Source organism: Brevibacterium sp. CCUG 69071 (assembly GCF_021023135.1).
Lineage (GTDB): Bacteria > Actinomycetota > Actinomycetes > Actinomycetales > Brevibacteriaceae > Brevibacterium.
Genome location: NZ_PGFV01000001.1, coordinates 892,632 through 913,559, shown reverse-complemented (window position 1 = coordinate 913,559; position 20,928 = coordinate 892,632). Strand labels below are relative to the sequence as shown.

The 20,928-nt window shown below is 66.2% G+C and carries 19 protein-coding genes and 4 tRNA genes; 17 read left to right on the top strand and 6 right to left on the bottom strand.

All coding sequences use genetic code 11. The annotated features are described in order from the left end of the window. Nucleotides 1-26 precede the first annotated feature (26 nt). The 3 genes from CV023_RS04225 (at nucleotide 27) to holA (ending at nucleotide 4,379) form a co-directional block, all read left to right on the top strand. Nucleotides 27-902 (top strand): helix-hairpin-helix domain-containing protein, encoded by an 876-nt coding sequence (locus CV023_RS04225; protein ID WP_230744197.1) that lies wholly within the window; start codon nucleotides 27-29, stop codon nucleotides 900-902. 160 nt (nucleotides 903-1,062) lie between these two features. Continuing rightward, nucleotides 1,063-3,357, top strand: a complete 2,295-nt coding sequence (locus CV023_RS04220; RefSeq protein WP_230744196.1) for a ComEC/Rec2 family competence protein — start codon at nucleotides 1,063-1,065, stop codon at nucleotides 3,355-3,357. 38 nt (nucleotides 3,358-3,395) lie between these two features. Continuing rightward, nucleotides 3,396-4,379 (top strand): DNA polymerase III subunit delta, encoded by a 984-nt coding sequence (holA, locus tag CV023_RS04215; protein ID WP_230744195.1) that lies wholly within the window; start codon nucleotides 3,396-3,398, stop codon nucleotides 4,377-4,379. Between the two features lie 171 nt (nucleotides 4,380-4,550). On the opposite strand, the gene rpsT is transcribed toward holA, so the two are convergent. The 3 genes from rpsT to CV023_RS04200 all read right to left on the bottom strand — a co-directional run bounded on the left by rpsT (nucleotide 4,551) and on the right by CV023_RS04200 (nucleotide 6,455). Then, nucleotides 4,551-4,811 (bottom strand): 30S ribosomal protein S20, encoded by a 261-nt coding sequence (gene rpsT, locus CV023_RS04210; RefSeq protein WP_230744194.1) that lies wholly within the window; start codon nucleotides 4,809-4,811, stop codon nucleotides 4,551-4,553. Between the two features lie 198 nt (nucleotides 4,812-5,009). Next, entirely contained in the window at nucleotides 5,010-5,627 is a 618-nt protein-coding gene (locus tag CV023_RS04205) for a type II toxin-antitoxin system PemK/MazF family toxin (RefSeq protein ID WP_230744193.1), read from the bottom strand. 54 nt (nucleotides 5,628-5,681) lie between these two features. Then, nucleotides 5,682-6,455: an endonuclease/exonuclease/phosphatase family protein gene (locus tag CV023_RS04200; protein WP_230744192.1), complete on the bottom strand. Its 774-nt coding sequence runs from the start codon at nucleotides 6,453-6,455 to the stop codon at nucleotides 5,682-5,684. A gap of 130 nt (nucleotides 6,456-6,585) precedes the next feature. On the opposite strand from CV023_RS04200, the gene lepA reads away from it, so the two are divergent. Together lepA and hemW are read left to right on the top strand one after the other, a co-directional pair. Continuing rightward, the gene (gene lepA / locus CV023_RS04195) at nucleotides 6,586-8,457 is read left to right on the top strand and encodes a translation elongation factor 4 (protein ID WP_230744191.1); all 1,872 of its coding nucleotides are present in this window, start codon (nucleotides 6,586-6,588) and stop codon (nucleotides 8,455-8,457) included. Beyond that, the gene (hemW, locus tag CV023_RS04190; protein ID WP_230744190.1) at nucleotides 8,458-9,690 is read left to right on the top strand and encodes a radical SAM family heme chaperone HemW; all 1,233 of its coding nucleotides are present in this window, start codon (nucleotides 8,458-8,460) and stop codon (nucleotides 9,688-9,690) included. Between the two features lie 172 nt (nucleotides 9,691-9,862). On the opposite strand, the gene CV023_RS04185 is transcribed toward hemW, so the two are convergent. Then, entirely contained in the window at nucleotides 9,863-10,606 is a 744-nt protein-coding gene (locus tag CV023_RS04185; RefSeq protein ID WP_230744189.1) for a DUF4870 domain-containing protein, read from the bottom strand. Nucleotides 10,607-10,756: 150 nt separating this feature from the next. After that, nucleotides 10,757-11,623: a DUF3097 domain-containing protein gene (locus CV023_RS04180; RefSeq protein WP_230744188.1), complete on the bottom strand. Its 867-nt coding sequence runs from the start codon at nucleotides 11,621-11,623 to the stop codon at nucleotides 10,757-10,759. 244 nt (nucleotides 11,624-11,867) lie between these two features. Between CV023_RS04180 and hrcA the strand changes: the two genes are divergently transcribed. From hrcA to zapE, 8 genes are all read left to right on the top strand, one after another. Further along, nucleotides 11,868-12,935 (top strand): heat-inducible transcriptional repressor HrcA, encoded by a 1,068-nt coding sequence (gene hrcA / locus CV023_RS04175; protein WP_230744187.1) that lies wholly within the window; start codon nucleotides 11,868-11,870, stop codon nucleotides 12,933-12,935. A gap of 97 nt (nucleotides 12,936-13,032) precedes the next feature. Continuing rightward, complete coding sequence (gene dnaJ, locus CV023_RS04170; RefSeq protein WP_230744186.1) at nucleotides 13,033-14,151, top strand: molecular chaperone DnaJ; 1,119 nt, start codon at nucleotides 13,033-13,035, stop codon at nucleotides 14,149-14,151. Beyond that, nucleotides 14,148-14,903, top strand: coding sequence for a 16S rRNA (uracil(1498)-N(3))-methyltransferase (locus CV023_RS04165; RefSeq protein WP_230744185.1), 756 nt, complete (start codon nucleotides 14,148-14,150; stop codon nucleotides 14,901-14,903). The genes dnaJ and CV023_RS04165 overlap by 4 nt, the downstream gene beginning before the upstream one ends. Before the next feature lie 97 nt (nucleotides 14,904-15,000). Beyond that, complete coding sequence (locus CV023_RS04160; protein ID WP_230744184.1) at nucleotides 15,001-16,002, top strand: PhoH family protein; 1,002 nt, start codon at nucleotides 15,001-15,003, stop codon at nucleotides 16,000-16,002. After that, on the top strand, nucleotides 15,999-16,487 hold the full coding sequence (gene ybeY, locus CV023_RS04155) for an rRNA maturation RNase YbeY (protein WP_230744183.1): 489 nt from the start codon (nucleotides 15,999-16,001) through the stop codon (nucleotides 16,485-16,487). The genes CV023_RS04160 and ybeY overlap by 4 nt, the downstream gene beginning before the upstream one ends. Before the next feature lie 3 nt (nucleotides 16,488-16,490). After that, nucleotides 16,491-17,744 carry a hemolysin family protein gene (locus CV023_RS04150; protein ID WP_230744182.1) on the top strand — a complete coding sequence of 418 codons (1,254 nt, stop codon included), beginning with the start codon at nucleotides 16,491-16,493 and terminating at the stop codon, nucleotides 17,742-17,744. Nucleotide 17,745: 1 nt separating this feature from the next. Continuing rightward, nucleotides 17,746-18,681 (top strand): GTPase Era, encoded by a 936-nt coding sequence (era, locus tag CV023_RS04145; RefSeq protein WP_230744181.1) that lies wholly within the window; start codon nucleotides 17,746-17,748, stop codon nucleotides 18,679-18,681. A 147-nt stretch (nucleotides 18,682-18,828) separates the two neighbouring features. Further along, nucleotides 18,829-19,842, top strand: coding sequence for a cell division protein ZapE (gene zapE / locus CV023_RS04140; protein ID WP_230744180.1), 1,014 nt, complete (start codon nucleotides 18,829-18,831; stop codon nucleotides 19,840-19,842). Nucleotides 19,843-19,913: 71 nt separating this feature from the next. Here zapE and CV023_RS04135 read toward each other — a convergent pair whose 3' ends face one another. Then, entirely contained in the window at nucleotides 19,914-20,390 is a 477-nt protein-coding gene (locus tag CV023_RS04135; RefSeq protein ID WP_230744179.1) for a PGPGW domain-containing protein, read from the bottom strand. Nucleotides 20,391-20,526: 136 nt separating this feature from the next. Between CV023_RS04135 and CV023_RS04130 the strand changes: the two genes are divergently transcribed. The 4 genes from CV023_RS04130 (at nucleotide 20,527) to CV023_RS04115 (ending at nucleotide 20,909) form a co-directional block, all read left to right on the top strand. Then, nucleotides 20,527-20,599, top strand: a tRNA-Gly gene (locus CV023_RS04130). Between the two features lie 26 nt (nucleotides 20,600-20,625). Further along, nucleotides 20,626-20,696 (top strand) — tRNA-Cys (locus CV023_RS04125). Between the two features lie 33 nt (nucleotides 20,697-20,729). Further along, a tRNA-Val gene (locus CV023_RS04120) sits at nucleotides 20,730-20,801 on the top strand. Between the two features lie 36 nt (nucleotides 20,802-20,837). Then, a tRNA-Val gene (locus tag CV023_RS04115) sits at nucleotides 20,838-20,909 on the top strand. Nucleotides 20,910-20,928: the final 19 nt, after the last annotated feature.

The following is a 20,928-nucleotide window of genomic DNA, read 5'->3' as shown; positions in this document are numbered from 1 at the left end:
AGGTTCGCCGGATCTAGCGTCGAGGCATGGCTGTGTCTCCCGATGATCGCTTCGCGAGTCTCATCGACTCCAGCGCCGAGCGTGGAGGCTGGGTGCCGGGAGACGTCTTCACCGCCGACACCGAGGGAGAGGAGGAGCCGGTCGCAGCGCGGCGGATCCGTCTGCCCGTTCTCGTGGCCCTGGCACTGGCGACGGTGGCGGTCCTGCTTCTTGCGCTCTATGTGTTCCGCCCGGCCGAACAGCACGACCCGACGGCCGGTCAGTCCGACACCGCCGGCGGCTCGGCCGGCGCAGATCCGGCCGGGGACAACGTGGCCGGGGCGAACCAGAGGGCGGGGCCCGAGGCCGCCGGGAACGGAAAGGTCGTCGTCCACGTCACGGGTGCTGTGCACGCTCCGTCGGTCGTCACCCTCGGCGCCGGTGCGCGGGTGCAGGATGCCGTCGAAGCCGCCGGTGGGCTGCAGGGTGATGCCGATTCCGAATCGATCAACCTCGCCCGGGTGCTCCAAGACGGGGAGCAGATCCACATCCCCGCCGAGGGTGAGGAACCGCCCGCGGGCTCCTCCGATGCGCAGGGGAGCGGAGGGGATTCTGCAGGAACGTCGGGCGGTTCGACCGCTGCCGGAGATCCTCCGGGCGGCACCGCCGATGCCGGCGGCACCGGAACCGCGTCCGGAACGGGAAGCGGCGCTGGATCCGGGACAGCCGGCGGCAAGATCGACCTCAACACCGCGGATGCCGCGACCCTGCAGACGCTGCCCGGAGTCGGACCGGTCACCGCCGAGGCGATCATCGCCCACAGGGAGACCCAGCCGTTCGGCAGCGTCGATGACCTTCTGCTCGTCAAGGGCATCGGACCTAAGACCTTCGAGAGTCTCAGAGACCTTGTCTCCGTCGGCTGATCCCTCGGATCTCCTGAATTCCTCGGATCGCTCGGTCCGGGCACGTTCGGTGCCCCTGCGGAAACGGTGTGCGCAACTACGGCAGCGGGGTGGGCAGCTGTGGCAGGGGAGCGGCCAGCTGTGGCGGGTCGGGATGGAGCGGGCGCGCACAATCTCCCAGGTGCGGCCCGGCTCGCTGCGGCTCTTCGTGTGTGCGGCGGGACTGTGGGCTGCGGCCCTGATCGGACTCGGGCCCTGGGCGCTGCTCGCCACCCCTGTCGTGGCCGGGCTGGGGTTTCTCTGCCTGCGCCGGCACCACCACCTCGGCGTGGTGCTCATCATGTTCGCGTGCCTGCTCACGATCCAGATCACGGCATTGGGCGGCTCCCGCGGACCCGCCGAGGACACGGACGTCACGGGAACCGTGATCGGTCACAGTCAGCCCGGAGCATCCGGGTGGTCACGGCTGACGCTGCTCACTCAGACCGGGATCGCCGAGGTACTCAGTCCCTCCGTCCCGGCCGACGGCTCGCGCGTGCTGATGCGCACCGAACGACTCAACGACATCCGGATCAGCAGCGAGGATCCACAGGTGCTGCGCGAACCGAACGGGGTCTGGCAATGGCGTGCGGAGCTGCGCTCCCGGCTGAGCGAGGACTCCCGGGCCGTAGGCCACGAAGGCGGGGACCTGCTGCCCGGGCTCGTCATCGGCGACACCGATCCGCAGGGCGAGCGGATGCAGGATGACATGCGGGTGGTGTCCCTGACCCACATCTCCGCGGTCTCCGGCAGCAATGTCACGATCGTCAGCCTCGGCGCGGGTCTGCTGGCCGGGGCCTGTCGGGCCGGTCCCCGCACACGGGTCACCGTCGGGGTGCTCACCTGCGCAGGCTACGTGTTCATCGTCGGCTTCGAACCCAGCGCGATCCGGGCGGCGGGCATGGCGATCGCGGTCGCCCTCGTGTTCCTCCGCGGGGGTGGCATCGCCCCGGCAGCGGTGATGTGCTCGACGGTGTGCCTGCTGCTCGCCTTCGTACCGGTGCTCGCGACCTCGGTGGGTTTCGTGCTCTCCGTGGTCTCGACGGCGGCGATCATGTTCATCGTCCCGATCCTCCTGCTCCGTCTCAGCGTCCATTTCTCCTTCCTGCCCTCCGTTCTGGTCACCGCCGTGGTCGTCCCCCTCATCGCTCAGCTGGCCTGCACCCCGGTGCTCGTGGCCATCGATCCGCGCATCGGGGCCTGGTCGGTGGCCGCGAACGCCTTGGCTGCACCGGCGGTGCTGCCGGCGACCGTGCTCGGATTCGTCTCGATGGTCTGCGCGGGCCTCGGACTCCTCGGCATCCCGTTGCTGCTGTGGTGTGCGCAGGCACCGGCCTGGCTGGCGGCATTGCCGGCCTGGTGGATCGTCGAGGTCGCGCGCATCTGCGCGAGCCTGCCCGGGGCCGCTCTCGACTGGCCGGAGCCGCCCTGGGGCACGCTCATCGCCCTCGGCCTGCTGCTCATCCTCAGCGTGGGTACCTGGCTGCTTGTGCGCAGGAGGCTGTGGGGGCTGCCGATCCTCGTGCTGTGCATCGCGCTGACCGCGACGGTCATCGTCACCGGTCGGACGAAGGCGCCGGCCGCCGACTGGCTGGTGCTCGTCTGCGATGTCGGTCAGGGCTCGGGGACGCTGATCAACCTCGGCGGCGGTCGAGGGCTGGTCGTCGACACCGGCAAGGAGCCTGGTCCCATCGACACCTGCCTCGACGAATCTGGGATCGAGACCTTCGACCTGGTCATCTCCCATTTCGACGCCGATCACTATGCCGGATACGCCGGGACCACCTGGTCACGGACACTCGGGCGCCTGTGGGTGTCGGCCAACGTCGCCGACGCACCGGAGACCCGGCAGATCGTGACCGACACCGGTGCCGAGGCGGTGGCGACGTACCGCGGCGAGACGATCAACTCCGGGGCGGCGAAGATCGAGGTGTTGTGGCCGCCGCTGCGGGCCGGCCCCGGGCGACTGCAACCGGCCCCGGTGCCTGGCGCCGGGTCGGCCGCAGGGACGGCCGCGTCGCCGGATACGGTGCCGGGGGTCGGGGCGGGCGGCACCCCGGGCGATGACGCCAGCACCGAGGTGCGCAACGAGGACTCTCTGGTGCTCAGGGTCGAAGCGGACGGGGTGAGCTATCTCATCCCCGGCGACGTCGGCGAGGAGGAGCAGTACATCATCGCCCAGAGCCTCGAACCGGTCGACGTACTCATCGCCCCGCACCACGGCTCGGCGGACCTCTCGGAGGACTTCTTCGCCGCGGCTGCTGCACGCATGGGCGTGATCTCGGTGGGGGAGAACAGCTACGGGCATCCGAATCCCCGCGCGATCACCGCATTCGGTCCCGTGCCGGTGCTGCGCACCGACCGCTGCGGGTCGATCGCGATCTACGCCGAGGCTCGATCCAGCACGGGCCGGAACTGTCCGGAGAGCAGACAGTGAGCGCGCGTCGTGTCCCGGGCAGACGATAGGCTGAGACCATGGCAGTGAAGAAGACCCTGGTCCCGTGGAGTTCGGCGAAACCGGCCCCCGTCGTCATGATCTCCGGGAACGAATCCGTGCTCGTGCGCATGGCCAAGGACCGCATCGTCTCTGCCGCAAGGAAGAAGGACCCGGAGGAGATCGAATTCGACGCTGCGGGTTACCAGGCCGGGGAACTGGCGATGGCCGCCTCGCCCTCACTGTTCTCCTCCGCGAAGCTCATCGTCGTCGACTCCGTCGAGAAATGCTCCGAGGACTTCCTCAAGGACGCGCTGGCCTATCTCGACGAGCCCAATGACGACGCCGTCGTCCTGCTCCTGCACGGCGGCGGCAACCGGGGTGCGAAACTCGTCAAGAAGGTCGAGACCGCGGGCTTCCCCCGGGTCGATGCCGGGACGCTGAAGAACGAGAGCGACCGTGCCAAGTTCGCCCAGGGGCGGTTCAAGGCGGCGAAGCGACAGATCGACGAGGCGGGAATGGCCGCATTGATGTCGGCGCTGGGTTCCGACCTCGCCGAGCTCAATGCCGGAGTCGATCAGCTCATCGAGGACACCGAGGGCACGATCACCGCCCGGGTCGTCGACCAGTACTACGGCGGTCGGGTCGAGGCCACGGGCTTCAAGGTCGCCGATGCGGCGGTGTCCGGGGACGCGAAGAACGCGCTCAGCCTGCTTCGGCACTCTCTCTCGACCGGTTCCGATCCGGTGCCGCTGGTCGCCGCCGTGGCGATGAAGCTGCGGGGGATGGCCAAGGTGCAGGGATTCTCCGGATCGAGCGGGGAACTCGCCGCAGAGCTGAAGATGGCGCCCTGGCAGGTCGACCGCGCCCGCCGCGAGGTGCGACGCTGGAACGAAGTGGCGCTGGGCCAATCGCTCATCGCCGCGGCCGAAGCCGATGAAGCCGTCAAGGGCGGCGGCCGTGATCCCGTCTACGCCGTCGAATGGTTCGTCTCCGAGGTCTGCCGCCTGGCTCGGCAACGCTGACACTCTCCCACAACTACCTGGCGGGGGCCCAGCTACGTGGCGCCACGTAGCTGGGCCCCCGCCAGGTAGTTGTGGGGCGGAGCGGATGGGGATGGACGCGAGTGATGAATGCGAGAGGGGCCCGATCCGTAACGGATCGGGCCCCTCGAAGCTAGAGCCTCAGCGCTCGACTCAGAGAGCGTTGATCTGCGAAGCCAGGCGCGACTTGCGGTTCGCAGCGTTGTTCTTGTGCAGAACACCCTTCGAAACAGCCTTGTCGAGCTTGCGGGCGGCCACAGCATAAGCCTGCTGCGCTTCGTCCTTCTGGCCGGCAGCAATGTTCTCGCGAACGACGCGGACGTAGGACCGAACCTCGGACCGGACAGCCTTGTTGCGCTGGCGGGCCTTCTCGTTGGTCTTGATCCGCTTCATCTGGGACTTGATATTAGCCAATTTCAACACTCTTTCGTGTTAGTGATACATGGTCGTGAGGGCACATCCGATCGACACTCTCATCTCCGCGGGGAAACACATCGATGACATCGAATCGAATGGCATCTTCACCCGACCTCGGCGAGACACACGCCATGATGAAGACACAGCAGCCTATGTTACAGGCTCGCGCGCCGAGTCGGAAATCCTCGCGGGGCCTCAGCTCTCGATGTTCGCGGCGACCTTTTCGAAGACCTCGCGGGGCATGATCGCGCCCTCGCGGCGGATCGAGTTCGGGTCGACGCGGATGACGCGGTCGAGGCGGATCTCGGAGGGCCTGCCCTGGGAGTCCCAGTCACCCGATCCGATGTTCATCCACTTGGCATTGCGGTCCTCGCGCACCTCGCCGAATCCGCCGGGAATATGGTCCTTGCTGGTGAGCATGAGCACGAGCACCCACCTGCCGTCGCGGCCGACGACGAGAGAGGGACGGTCCTTGCCCTGAGAATGATCCTCCTCGTAGGGGATCCACCCCCAGACGACCTCACCGGGGTCGGCGTCGCCGTCGAGATCGGGGGAGTAGGACACGGAGATCGATCCCCGGTAGTCGCCCGGATAGGCGCCGGCGCCCGTCCCGGACTGCTGCGGTGCGGGGCTCTGGCGACGGCTGCCGGAGTCGGCCGGAGAATCCGATCCGGGCCGCGGGTGCGGTCCGCCCTCGCGGGGCGTGTCCCGGGAGGGGCCCGAATCGTTCTTCGCCTTCGCGTCCTTGAGATAGCGCACACCTTCGCGGACGCCGATCCTGACTGCACGGTTGACCAATGATTTCCAGCTCATGGGCACCAAGCCTAGACGAGGACGCTGAGACCATTCATCGCAGATCCCCGAAGCTCAGTGCTGATCCCGGAAGCGCAGCATCGCCTCGATCGGAAAATGGTCCGAAGGATAGGTGCCGTCGACGTTGAAGGTATTGATCCGGGTCGACAGGGTCTCCAGCGCCGAGGTGGTCAGGATCCAATCGATGCGACCGTCACCGGTCTTCGGTCCCCGATACCGGTGGAAGGTGCCGATGTTCTCACCCGGCACCTCGGCGCCGGTGTCGGTGAGCCCGAGCTCGGTGCAGAAATAGTCGTAGACGGGCGAACCGGTGGCGACATTGAAATCTCCGGTGACCACGCAGGGGACGTCCACCTCGGCGATGGTCTCGGCCATGATCTTCCCCGACTCCAGGCGGGCACGCTCCGACTTGTGGTCGAGGTGGGTGTTGAGCACCCGCAGCCGGCGCCCCGAGCCGATGTCCGTGAAATCCACCGTCGTGAGCGTCCGGGCATGCGAGACGCCCCAGGATTCGGAGGCCACCGTCTCCGGCTGCTCCGAGAGCCAGCTGATATCGACGGCCTCGACATCGAAGCGGGTGGAGTCGTAGATGACGGCGGTGAACTCACCGGCGTTCCCTCCGGAATGGCCCTCCCCGAGCCAGATGTACTCCTCGGGCAGCAGGGACACGAGAGTCTCGAGCTGGTCGAGCTCGCCCTCCTGAGTGCCGACGATGTGGGGGTGGGCATCACGGATCAGCTCGGCGGCGATGGGCAGGCGCGTGGCCACAGGATGTCCGTCCATGGCCGGATATCTGAGGTTGAAGCTCATGATCGAGAAATCGCTCATGTACCCATCATCGCCGATCATCGACCGATTTCGTCCCACTCGGCCCCCGGCGAATGGGACGGCGCGGATTCCAGTCTCCCGTGCAACCCATGGAACAATGGGAGTTCTGGTCTGTCGAAGGAAGGGCGTCATGTCACCTCAGGTGAATGCAGAATCACTCAAGCGGATATCACCGTCCGCGACCTCACCCGAGCTGATCCGCAATTTCTGCATCATCGCTCATATCGACCACGGGAAATCGACCCTGGCCGACCGGATGCTCCAGATCACCGGCGCGGTCAAGCAGCGCGATATGCGTGCCCAGTACCTCGACCGCATGGACATCGAACGCGAGCGCGGAATCACGATCAAATCCCAGGCCGTGCGGATGCCTTGGGAGACCGACGGGACCCCCTACGCGCTGAACATGATCGACACTCCGGGCCACGTGGACTTCAGCTACGAGGTCTCCCGGTCCCTGGCCGCCTGTGAGGGCGCCCTCCTGCTCGTCGACTCCGCGCAGGGCATCGAAGCCCAGACGCTGGCCAACCTGTACCTGGCCATGGAGAACGACCTGACGATCATTCCCGTGCTCAACAAGATCGACCTCCCGGCTGCCCAGCCGGACAAATACGCCGAGGAGCTGGCGAACCTCATCGGGTGCGAGCCCGAGGACTGCCTGCTCGTCTCCGGCAAGACCGGCGAAGGCGTCGAGGCCGTGCTCGACCGCATCACCACCGACATCCCGGCACCCGTCGGCGATGCCGATGCCCCGGCCAGGGCGATGATCTTCGATTCGGTCTACGACACCTATCGGGGAGTCGTGACGTACGTCCGCCTCGTCGACGGTGCGCTCAAACCGCGTGAGAAGATCGAGATGATGTCGACTCGCAGCACCCACGAACTCCTCGAGATCGGCGTCTCCTCACCCGAGCCGAACGCGACCAAAGGCCTCGGCGTCGGTGAGGTCGGCTACCTCATCACCGGCGTTAAAGACGTCCGCCTCTCGAAGGTCGGCGACACGGTCACTCTGCTCTCGTCCCCGGCCGAGGAGGCGCTCGAAGGCTACGAAGAGCCCAAGCCGATGGTCTTCTCCGGTCTGTTCCCGATCGACGGCTCCGACTACCCGGCGCTGCGCGACGCCCTCGACAAGCTCAAGCTCAACGACGCCTCGCTCGTCTACGAACCCGAGACGTCGACGGCTCTGGGCTTCGGCTTCCGCTGCGGCTTCCTCGGACTGCTCCACCTCGAGGTCCTCCGCGACCGCCTGGAGCGCGAATTCGATCTCGACCTCATCTCCACCGCCCCCAGCGTCATCTACGAGGTGACGATGGAGGATAGGGAAGAGATGACGGTGACGAATCCGAGCGAATATCCCACCGGCAAGATCAAGGAAGTCCGCGAGCCGATGGTCCAGGCCACGATCCTCACCCCGAGCGATTTCATCGGTGCCGTGATGGAGCTCTGCCAGGACCGCCGCGGCAAACTCCAGGGCATGGACTACCTGTCCTCGGATCGTGTCGAGATCCGCTACCGCCTGCCCCTGGCCGAGATCGTCTTCGACTTCTTCGACCAGCTCAAGTCCCGCACGAAGGGCTACGCCTCACTCGACTACTCCGATGACGGCGAGGACGCCGCCGATCTCGTCAAGGTCGACATCCTGCTCCACGGCGACCAGGTCGACGCCTTCTCCGCGATCGTCCACCGCGACAAGGCATACTCCTACGGTGTGGCGATGGCTGGGAAGCTGCGCAAGCTGATCCCGCGCCAGCAGTTCGAGGTGCCCATCCAGGCCGCCATCGGCTCACGCATCATCGCCCGTGAGACCATCCGCGCGATGCGCAAGGACGTGCTGAGCAAGTGCTACGGCGGCGACATCAGCCGTAAGCGCAAGCTGCTCGAGAAGCAGAAGGAAGGCAAGAAGCGGATGAAGATGGTCGGCACCGTCGAAGTCCCGCAGGAGGCCTTCATCGCCGCGCTGTCCTCGGACGAGCCGGAGACGAAGAAGGACGCCAAGAAGTAAGTGCCCGCCCATCCGACCGGTGAGGTTCCTCCGCTCGACGGCTCCCTCCCCGCCTCGGCGGGTGTCGGGGCCGCGGACCGCGGACTGAGTCTCTACGTCCACGTCCCCTACTGCCGGGTCCGCTGCGGCTATTGCGACTTCAACACCTACACCGCCGAGGACCTCGGTCCCGGTGCCTCCCGGGACGACTACCGGGCGAATCTGTCCCGCGAACTCGATCTGTCCGTGCGCACCCTCGCCGAGGTGGGGGCCGGGGACCGTGAGGTCTCGACGATCTTCTTCGGCGGCGGCACTCCGACCATGCTGGATGCCTCGGTGCTCGCCGGAGTGCTGACCGATATCCGGGCACGGTACCGTCTGGCCGCCGATGTCGAGGTCACGACGGAAGCGAACCCGGACACGCTCGACCCGGCCTATATCGCGACGCTGGCCGGGGCCGGCTTCACCCGCATCTCCCTGGGCATGCAGTCGGCCGTGCCGCATGTGCTTGCGACCTTGGACCGCACCCACGATCCGGAGAAGATCCCGGACGTGGCCAGGTGGGTAAAGGATGCCGGGCTCGAACTCAGCCTCGACCTCATCTACGGCACCCCGGGGGAGTCGATCGACGACTGGCGCCGCTCACTCGACGTCGCCCTGGCCAACGAGGTCGACCACATCTCCGCCTATTCGCTCATCGTCGAACCGGGCACGAAGATGGGGGCGATGGTCCGGCGCGGCCAGCTGCCGATGCCCGATGAGGACGATCTGGCTGATAAGTACGAGATCGCCGATGCCGCCATGACCGCAGCCGGGCTCCGCTGGTACGAGGTGAGCAACTGGTCGACGTCTGCGGCGACGCGCTGCGAACACAATATGGCCTATTGGCGCAACGCCGACTGGTGGGGTTTCGGGCCCGGTGCCCATTCCCACATCGGGGGAGTGCGGTTCTGGAATGCGAAGCATCCCAAGGCCTGGTCCGATCGGCTCTTGGCCGGTGACTCCCCGGGCATCGGCCGTGAGGTCCTCTCGGCCCAGACCCGGGAGATCGAGAGGATCATGCTCGCCGCCCGGATCGATTCGGAGCTGCGCCTCGACACCCTGGGCCCCGGCAGCGAACTGGCGATCAGGAACTTCGTGAACCAGGGTCTGCTCGACGCCGAGGCTGTCGCGCAGGGATGGTTCCAGCCGACCCTGCAGGGACGCCTGATGGCCGACTATATGGTCAGGATCCTCACCGACTACTTGGTCTGAGTGCGCACCTGAGACGGCTCGAGGCGGCCAGCACCGCCACGGCCTTCGGCTGTGCTCGGCTCTCGGCACTTCGCTCTCGGCTCCAGAACGTAGCAGTCCGGGCCGGCCGAAGGAATTCGACCGGGCCCGGACCGTATGATCGGCGTCGGTTATTCGGCGACGCCGATGCCGTTTACTTGACGAAGTTGAAGGTCAGCGGGAACTTGTAGCCCTCGCCCTTGCTTCCTGCGATCGCGGCGATGATGTAGAGGACGACATAGACCAAGGGGATGAGGCATGCGAGGTACATGACGATGATGCCGATCCCGAAGGTGACCAGGGCGAGGATGAACCCGACGATGCCGAGCACGAAGGTGGCTGCGAAGGTGGCGATCACGTTCGTGATCCACGCGTTGAGACCCTGACGGGTGTGCTCCCGAACGAAGGGGGACTCGTCCTTCTTGACGAGGAACATGATGAGCGGGAGGAAGCCGATGAACAGGGCTCCGATGTGCGTCCACATCACGGTTGTCCGCTCGGACTCGCTGGGCTGCCAGAACTGCTCAGATCCGGGACCGTAGGCGTTCTCCGGCAGCGCCTGAGAGTTGAACAGCGCCGGGTTCACCGCCTGTGGAGCACCGTAGCCATAGGACTGAGCGCCGGCGCCGTAGGGCTGCTGGGCGTATTGCTGCTGGCTGTACTGCTGCTGGGAGCCGTAGCCGGAATGCTGAGCGCCGTATGACTGGGGGTTCTGCTGCTGCGAGCCGTAGCTCTGCTGCTGGGAGCCATACTGAGGCTGACTCTGCTGGGACCCGTACTGCTGCTGGGACCAGACGCTCTGGTTCTGCTGAGTGTAGGGCTGTTGGGGACCAGAGGCCTGGGAGTAGTTCGGCGGCATGGGGCGGCCGTTGTTCGGCTGCTCGGGGTTGTTCGACATGCTGTTCCTTTCGGGGCTTCCGGTCAGGGGCTTCCTGGGTTTCACACTATCGCAGTCGGCCCCGCCGCCGCAGGGAGGAAACCCCGAAGACTGTGCCAACTCTGCAACACGGCCCGGCGACGTCACGACCGACTCAGACCCAGACTCGACTCAGGCGACAGTGACGAAGTCGATGAGCTCCTCGACCCGACCCGAGAGCGTGGGCTCGACATCGGCGATCGTGCTCACCTTCCCGAGGATGCGCACCCACCCCCGGGCAACATCCCGGTGATCGGCATGCGGCCATCCGATGCGCCGCAGGATTCCGGTCTTCCAGTCCTCTCCACGCGGCACTGTCGGCCACTGACGAATTCCGACCACATGCGGCTTCACCGCCTGCCAGATGTCGACATAGGGGTGACCGATGATGTGGACGACGTCGCGGTAGCGCGGATCGGCACGGACCGCCTCGGCGATCTTCGACTCCTTCGTCCCCGACACCAGGTGATCGGCGAGCACACCCACCCGATGTTCCCTGTCGGGGCCGAACGCCTCGAGCTTGTCCGCGACATCATCGAGGCCGCCGAGGGGTTCGACGACCACGCCTTCGATGCGCAGGTCATCACCCCAGATCTTCTCCACCAGCTCCGCATCGTGCTTGCCCTCGACCCAGATCCGCGAACCCCGGGCCACTCTGGCCTGAGCTCCGCTGACGGCGCGCGAGCCCGAGGCGGTGCGTCCGGGAGAACTCGACTTCTTCTTCCGCGGCAGGGTGATGTCGACGGGCTGACCATCGAGCAGGAATCCCGGTCCGAGCGGGAACGCTCTGACCTTCCCGGTCCGATCCTCGAGGTTGACGACGACCCCGGCCGTGGTCTTCTCGGCTCCGACCACCGCCCCGACATAGCCGCTCATGGCGTCCTCGAGCACCATTCCGAGTCCGAGCTCGACGGGACGGGACTTCTTGGGACGGTGCGAGGAAGGTGAGGATCCCGAGAGCACATCGGGTCCGTAGCGATCAAAGGCGTTCACGGGCACCCAGCCTAATCAAGGACGACCGTGCGTGCGCGCAGACCTGCCGAGCACACCCGGGAAAGCCTGGCCAGAGCGCCTGGGAGAGCTCGCCCAGAGCATCCGGGAAAGCCAGCCGAACGCACCCGGAAGAGTCTCGCCGGAGCACCGGCGAAAGGCCGCCGAGGCGGGGCCTGAAGTGAAATCGCCACCCAAGAAGCGTAGAATTGGCACTCAGGTCCAGCGAGTGCCAAGAGTGGGGAGGAGACGGATGAACGACAGCAGACGAGCACAGGTCCTGCGCGCGATCGTCGAGGACTTCGTCGCCACCAACGAGCCGGTCGGATCCAAAGCCATCGTCCAGCGACACACCCTCGGCGTCTCGCCTGCGACGATCCGCAATGACATGGCGCACCTGGAGCAGGAGGGCTACATCGCCCAGCCGCACACCTCCGCCGGGCGCATCCCGACCGATCTCGGCTACCGGATGTTTGTCGACCGCATCGATGACTTCAAGCCGCTGACCCAGGCCGAGCGCAGCGCCATCTTCAAACTCATCGACGGCAATGTCGAACTCGACGAGATGCTCGACCGCACCGTTCGTGTGCTCTCGGGGCTGACCCACCAGGTGGCGCTGATCCAGTACCCGACGGTGTCCCTGGCCAGAATCAAACACATCGAGATCGTCGGACTCGGGCCGACCCGCATCCTCGTCGTCCTCATCACCGATGCCGGACAGGTCGAACAGCGGACCGTGACCACCCCGACGCCCACAGACAATGAGGCGCTGAGGGGAATCAGGGACCGGATCAACGCCGACTTCGCCGGGCAGAAGCTCGCGAAGGTGATGAACGGGAGTCTGCCGAGGAACGCAGCCGATGCCGAATCCTCCGCGACGCCAGCCGATTCCGACAAAGTCGGGGCCGCAGGCGCGGAGACGAGCGTGCTCGCCCAGGTCCGAGAGGCCGTGGTCGATCTCGCCGCGGCCACCCGCGAGGAGCGCATCATCATGGCCGGCACCGCCAACCTCGCCCGCTCCGGCAGCGAGTTCGGGGAGAAGATGGCCCCGATCCTCGAGGCCTTCGAAGAGCAGGTGGTGCTGCTGCGCCTGCTCACCTCGATGGCCGAGGACCAGGAGGAGATCAGCGTGCGCATCGGTCGTGAGAATACTCACGAATCCTTCAGTTCGACATCCGTTGTGGCCGCCGAATATGGTCATGACGCGGGTTCCTCGGCTCGACTTGCCGTCCTCGGACCGACGAGAATGGACTATCCGATGACGATCTCGGCCGTGCGCGCGGTCGCGAAGTACGTCTCCTCGATCCTCGATCGCGGATAGCTCGGAAGATAGCTCGGAAGAATGACAGACCTGCCGCACACAGCAGCCGGCACCACACACGCGAACCAACCACACCACCAGGGAGAGAGAAGTTTCTGTGGCCGATCACTATGAAACACTCGGAGTGTCCAAGGATGCTTCGGCGGCTGAAATCAAGGCGTCCTACCGCAAGCTCGCCCGGAAGTACCACCCGGATGTGAACCCCGGGCACGAGGACGAGTTCAAAGCCATCTCTTTGGCCTATGACGTCCTCTCCGACTCGGAGAAGCGTCGCAACTACGACATGGGCGGCGGCGAGAACGGTCAGGGATTCCCTGCCGGCGCCGGCGGCTTCGGCGGTTTCGGCGACATCTTCGAAACCTTCTTCGGCGGTGGCGGCGGCCAGGCCGGCGGCCCGATGCCGCGGACCCAGCGCGGCAAGGACGCCCTCGTCGGCGTCAACATCGACCTCAAGACCGCAGCCTTCGGCGGCACCGTCGACCTCGACGTCACCACCGCGGTCGTCTGCGACACCTGCTCGGGTGCCGGCACTCAGGCGGGCACCTCCGTCGAGACCTGCACCCTGTGCCACGGTTCGGGCAGCGTGCAGCGGATGACGCGGACTCTGCTCGGGCAGATGGTCACCAACCAGACGTGCAACTCCTGCCACGGCTTCGGCACCGTCATCCCCAACCCCTGCCTCAACTGCCAGGGCGACGGTCGCGTCCGCAAACAGCGGACCATGAAGATCCGCATCCCCGCCGGCGTCTCCGACGGCACCCGGATCCAGCTCGGCAGCCAGGGCGAGGTCGGCCCCGGCGGCGGCCCCGCCGGTGACCTCTTCGTCGAGGTCATGGTCGCCCGCCACGAGGTCTTCCAACGCGATGGAGACCACCTCCGCGCCTCGGTGACCGTACCGATGACGGCGGCTGCCCTCGGCGCCTCGATCCCCTTCGAGACCTTCGACGGCAACCAGGACCTCAACATCGAACCGGGCACCCAGTCGGGCACCGTCGTCAAACTCGCGGGCCTCGGCGCCACCCGACTGCGCTCGGAGACCCGCGGAGATCTGCTCATCACCGTCGACGTCGTCACCCCGGACGCCCTCGACGACGAACAGCGGGAACTGCTGGAGAAGCTCGCCGAACTCCGCGCCGAAGAGACCCCGCGGGCACAGATCACCACCCAGAACCGGGGCATGTTCTCCCGCATGCGTGAGAAGTTCGCCGGTCGGTGAGCCGACCCACGTTCCATTCCCTGCAGGCCGCCGAGGCGGTCCCCGGCCACGTGCTCATCCTCGGTGAGGACGTGGCCGGACACGCGGTCCGGGTCCGCCGGATCGGTCCCGGAGAGGCCGTCGACATCGTCGACGGGCAGGGGACACGGGCGAGCGGAACGGTCACGACCGCCTCGGCGAGCGAACTGGCACTTGACGTCACCGCGGTGACCCGGGACGAGACGAGCGGCCCACGGCTGGTCCTCGTCCAGGCCCTGGCCAAGGGCGACCGCGATCTGCAGGCGATCGAAACGGCCACGGAGATCGGGGTCGACGAGGTCATCCCCTGGGCCGCCGAACGATCGATCGCCGACTGGCCTGCGAAGAAGCGGGAGAAGATGGCCGCGAAGTGGGACAACCTGCTCCACGCCGCCTCCCTCCAGGCCCGGCGCTCACGGTTCCCGCACCTGTGCGACCTGGTCCGCGGCACCGGACTGGTGACGGCGCTCTCGGAGGCCGACGCCGTGTTCGCCCTCCACGAGACTGCCGAGGTGAGCCTCTCACAGGCGCTGAGAGAACTGGCCGAGGCCGAGACGACACCCGAGCGGATCGTCTTCGTCATCGGACCCGAAGGGGGCATCAGCGATGCCGAGCTCACAGCACTTGAGAACTTCGGCGCCGCTCCCGTCCTCCTCGGACCCACGATCCTGCGGACCTCCTCGGCCGGACCCGCCGGTCTCGTCATGGCCCAGAATTCATTGGGCCGTTGGTGAGGAAGCGGACTACGATGGAAGCACACACCCGCACTCAGCCGAGTGCACGCATCAGCGAAGGATCATTCTGGACACCTCCACCCGCAACACGAACTCTGTGAACACCGAACCCGGAGACTCGGCCGCATCGGAACAGGCGGCGGCCGCGTCCGACACAGTCCGTCTCGTGATTCCCGACTCCATCGACCTCGTCGAGTTCTTCGGGCCGGGGGAGTCGAACCTGCGCAAGCTCGAGCGGACCTTCCCCGACCTCGACATCCACGTCAGAGCCAACCAGGTCCAGGCCGTCGGCGACCCCGCCCGCATCGAGGCCTTCGTCTCCGTGATCGGCGAGCTCAAGAAGCTCCACGCCTCCGGGCATCGGATCAACGAGGAGACGATCGACCGGGTGACCTCGTTCTCCTCCGAGGGCACGGCCGCCTCGGCGGTGCTGGGCACGAACATCCTCTCCACCCGGGGAAAGTCGATCCGACCCAAGACGATGGGTCAGCACGACTACGTCAAGGCCATCCGCCACCATACGATCACCTTCGGCATCGGACCGGCCGGCACAGGCAAGACCTATCTGGCGATGGCCATGGCCGTCAACGCCCTCCAGCACAAAGAGGTCTCCCGGATCATCCTCACCCGTCCGGCCGTGGAAGCCGGCGAGAGCCTCGGCTATCTGCCCGGGACTCTCAACGACAAGATCGACCCCTATGTGCGACCGCTCTACGACGCACTGCACGACATGGTCGACCCCGAGTCGATCCCGCTGCTCATCGAGACCGGCACGATCGAGGTCGCCCCGCTGGCGTACATGCGCGGACGCACCCTCAACGACGCGTTCATCATCCTCGACGAGGCGCAGAACACGACCGGCGAGCAGATGAAGATGTTCCTCACCCGCCTCGGCTTCGGATCCCGGATGGTCGTCACCGGCGACGTGTCCCAGATCGATCTGCCGGGCAAGACCCGCAGCGGACTCAAGATGGTCCGGGACATCCTCACCGGCATCGAGGACCTCGAGTTCTGCGAACTCGGCAGCAAGGACGTCGTCAGGCATTCCCTGGTGACGAAGATCGTCGACGCCTACGACCTGTGGGGGAGTGCGAAGTGAACACGGAGATCGCGAACGAGACCGCCGCCGAGGTGGATCTCGACGAGGTCGTGGCACTGACCGAATACCTCGGCCAGGCCCTGCATATGCATCCCGGTGCCGAACTCGCCGTGACCATGGTCGAGGCGGCCGCGATGGCCGAACTCCACGTCACCTGGATGGACCTCGAAGGACCGACCGATGTCATGTCCTTCCCGATGGACCAGCTGAGTCAGGGCCGGGCCGAAGCACCCACCGAGGGTCAGATGGGCGACATCATCATCTGCCCCGAGGTGGCCGAGAAGCAGGCCGCCGAGGCGGGGCATTCGACGATGGACGAGATCCTGCTGCTCACCGTCCACGGATTCCTCCACCTGCTCGGCTACGACCACGGCGAGCCCGAGGAGCGGGAGCAGATGTTCGCCCTCCAGCGTCATCTGCTGCTGACGTTCTTCGCCGCCCGCTACGACGGTCGCACCGACATTCCCACTCCCACCGAGGTCTGAGCCGTGATCTGGTTGTTTCTCGGGGCTGCACTGTGCCTCGTCGTCTCCGCAACCCTGTCCGCCGTGGATGCGGCGCTGCTCAGCGTCTCCCATCATGCGGTCCAGGACGCCAAGGACGAGGGCAAGAAGTCGGCGGAGCGGGTCGAGCGGATCCTCGCCGATCTGCCCACGAACATCAATGTCATCATCTTCGTCCGCAACTTCCTCGAGGCCCTGGCCACGGTGTTCATCGCCCTGGCCTACGATTCGATTTACTCGGTCGGCCCCGTCATGGTCGTGCTCACCGTGCTCACCGCCTCGGTGGCGGTCTTCGTCGTGGCCGGAGTCTCCCCGCGCACCATCGGGCGGCGCCGATCCCTGGCCGTCAGCCTCAATCTCAGCTGGGTGGTCAGGCTCGTCCTCGTCGTCCTCACACCGGTGACGAAGATCCTCGTCCTGCTCGGCAACCTGCTGACCCCGGACAAGGTGTATAAGGACGGTCCCTTCGTGACCTCCGAGCAGCTGCGCGACCTCGTCGAACGCGCCAGCGAGTCCGACATCATCGAAGACGGCGAACGCGAGATGATCCAGTCCGTGTTCAACCTCTCCGACACCACAGCCAACGAGGTCATGGTCCCGCGGACCGACCTCGTCACCGTCATCTCCGGCACCCCGCTGCATAAGGTGATGAACCTCTTCCTCCGGTCAGGGTTCTCCCGCATCCCGGTCAGCGGGGAGGACCTCGACGACATCCAAGGTGTTGCCTACCTCAAGGACGTGGCCAGACGGCTGCACCTGCACCCGGAGGACTCCGAGCGGCCCGTCGACATCCTCGCCCGCGGCGTGCTCTTCGTCCCGGAGACGAAGCCCGCTGACGATCTGCTCTCGCAGATGCAGCTCGACTCGACCCATCTGGCGATCCTCGTCGACGAATACGGGGGCACAGCCGGTCTGGTCACCATCGAAGACATCGTCGAGGAGATCGTCGGCGAGATCGAGGACGAATACGATTCCAGCGATGACGAACTCGTTGAGGAAGCCGACGGCACCTTCCTCATCAGCACCCGGATGTCGATCTCCGATTTCGCCGAGCACTTCGACGTCAAGATCGACGAAGACGACGTCAACAGCGTCGGCGGACTGCTGACCAAACTCATCGGCCGCGTCCCCATCGCCGGGTCGACTGCGAAGATCTCGGGGCTGCGCATCGAAGCGATGGAGGGCCAGGGACGCCGACACCGCATCGCCCACGTCAAGGTGACACAGGAAGAGGACTGAGATGGACTTTCGCACGGACTACCCGGAAGACTACCGGGCCGGGTTCGCCTGCTTCGTGGGCCGACCGAACACGGGCAAGTCGACGCTGACGAACGCTCTGGTGGGGGAGAAGGTGGCGATCACCTCGGCGAAGCCCCAGACCACTCGGCACACGATCCGCGGCATCGTCCACAAGGACGACCACCAGCTGATCCTCGTCGACACCCCGGGCCTGCACAAACCCCGCACCCTGCTCGGCAGCCGACTCAACGACCTCGTCGCCGCAACCCTGAGCGAGGTCGACGTGATCGGCTTCTGCCTGCCGGCCGATGAGCCGATCGGGCCGGGGGACCGCTACATCGCCTCCCAGCTCGAACTCCTCGACGGCAGGACGCCGATCATCGCCCTGGTCACGAAGGTCGACCGGGTGCCGAAGGACAAGGTCGCCGAGGCGCTGCTGGCCGTCGGCGAGCTCGCCGACTTCGCCGATGTGGTTCCGGTCTCCGCCGTCGACGGCTTCCAGGTCGACACGGTCGACACCGTGCTTGCCGGACATCTGCCTGTCTCCCCGCCGCTCTACCCGGACGGCGAGCTCACCGACGAGCCCGAGGAGATGATGATCGCCGAACTCGTCCGTGAGGCCGCCCTCGAAGGCGTCCGCGACGAGCTGCCCCACTCCCTGGCCGTGCAGGTCGAGGAGATGTATCCCCGCGAGGGTCGCAGCGAGGACAACCCGCTGTGGAACATCCACGTCAACCTGTTCGTCGAACGTCCCAGCCAGAAGGCGATCATCATCGGCAAGGGCGGAAGCCGCCTCAAGGGGATCGGCTCCGAATCTCGGCGGGGCATCGAGAAGCTGCTGGGAACGAAGGTCTACCTCGACCTCCACGTCAAGGTCGCCAAGGACTGGCAGCGGGACCCGAAGCAGCTCGGCCGTCTCGGCTTCGACTTCAACTGACCTGCCGGTGCCGATCGGGCTCGCGAGGCTCGCGGGCCTCGCGGCGGATCCTGAGCGGTCCGTGCCGCGTGCCCGCGTGCACAGGTGAGCGCCTTCTCACGTCGGGCGGTTGATCGGGGGCAAACGCACTGCAATAGACTAGGCCGAGTGAATGCCGAGCAGACCACGGTCGCACTGAGCGACCGATCCCCCCATGTCGCACCCGAAGAGCTCATCGCGGGACTCGTCCCGCCCCCGCAGTTCGAAGACGTCTCCTTCGACAGCTATCGCACCGACCCTGCCGAACCCTCCCAGGCAGAGGCGCGGAACAAGCTCGAGGAGTTCACCGCGCAGACCCAGTCGAAGGGTCTCTTCGGCAAGCTGTTCTCGAAGGGCAGCTCCGGTCCCAAGGGCGTCTACCTCGACGGCGGCTACGGCGTGGGCAAGACCCACCTGCTGGCCTCGGCGTGGCACGCGAACGACAAGCCTGCGACCTTCGGCACCTTCGTCGAGTACACGAACCTCGTGGGTGCCCTCGGCTTCGCCCGAGCCCGTGACGACCTCTCGGAGATGAAGCTCGTCTGCGTCGACGAGTTCGAACTCGACGATCCGGGCGACACCGTGCTGATGTCACGGCTGATGAGAGAGCTCACGGATGCCGGAGTGAAGATCATCGCCACCTCGAACACCCTGCCCGGATCGCTGGGCGAGGGACGCTTCGCCGCCCAGGACTTCCTCCGCGAGATCCAGGCGCTGGCCGATCAGTTCGAGGTCTACCGCATCGACGGTCAGGACTACCGTCACCGGGCGCTGAGTGCCCCGGCGGACCCGGTCCCCGCGGAGGAGCTCGATGCCGCTGCCGGCGAGCTCACCGGTGTGGTCGCCCGCGACGACTTCTCGACGCTGCTCGAACATCTCTCCACCGTCCATCCCTCACGCTACGGCCGCATGGTCGACGGCGTCGACGCAGCCGCGTGGGAGAACGTCACCACGATCGAGAACGAGAGTGTGGCGCTGCGCTTCGTCGCGCTCGTCGACCGGCTCTACGATCGCAACGTCCGCATCATCAACTCCGGTCAGGCCCTCGACAAGGTCTTCACCGAGGATTCGCTGGCCGGTGGCTACCGGAAGAAGTACATGCGCTGCCTGTCGCGCCTCACCGCGCTGTCCTCCCCGGAGTAGTCCTCCCCGGGATGGTTCACTCCGGCACGGACCTGACCGGGCCGGTTCTCTGCGGGTGAGTCCTCCCCGGACTACTGCAGGTCGAGGAACTCGAGGACTTCGAGCTCGGGCACCCAATCGGGCAGTCCGATGATCCGGAGCATGCACCACACGATGACGGCCACGAACGCGGCCGTGAGGGCCGCGACGGTCCACCGGACCCAGATCGGCTGCGCCATGATCCAGTGCGTCCAGCGCTCGACGTTGACTCGCACGAAGTGCAGGATCCTGCGCGCCCAGTTGAACTCGCTGGAGATGACGAAGAGGCCGATGATGACGATGAGCCAGCCCGGCCCAGGCAGCGGCACGAGGACGAGCCCGATGAGCACGATGAGGGTGCCGAGGCCGCCGACGATGAGGCGATAGAGGCGGGCGGTGTGGGGATTGGCCATGACCGTGCCCCGCCAGCGCAGGAAGCCCAATCGCAGCCTGCGCCACGGTCGGGTGCCTTGCTTGTGATGACGTGACAGCCACCCTTTGGGGCGGCTGTGCGGGGATTCCTGGTCCACCCACACATCTTAAATGGATCAGCCTGAATGCTTGATCGATGCCTGTGACTACGATCACCCGTTTCCGATTTTGCGTCAGCCGCCGGCTGCGTATAGAGTTATATCTCGTTGCCAGGGAAACCGGGCAGCGAGAAATGCGGATGTGGCTCAGTTGGTAGAGCATCACCTTGCCAAGGTGAGGGTCGCGGGTTCGAGTCCCGTCATCCGCTCGGAGGCGTCATGGCACCGCCTTGACGGTGGCGTGGCCGAGAGGCGAGGCAGCGGCCTGCAAAGCCGTATACACGGGTTCGAATCCCGTCGCCACCTCGGATCCGTCCAACATGGTATGTTGGTCGATCAGCGCGATTGGCGCAGCGGTAGCGCGCTTCCTTCACACGGAAGAGGTCACTGGTTCGATCCCAGTATCGCGCACAGGGACCACGTGTTCCGGTGCAACAAATGAATAGAGCGCGATTGGCGCAGCGGTAGCGCGCTTCCCTGACACGGAAGAGGTCACTGGTTCGATCCCAGTATCGCGCACAGAAGAAGCCTCGAGCGA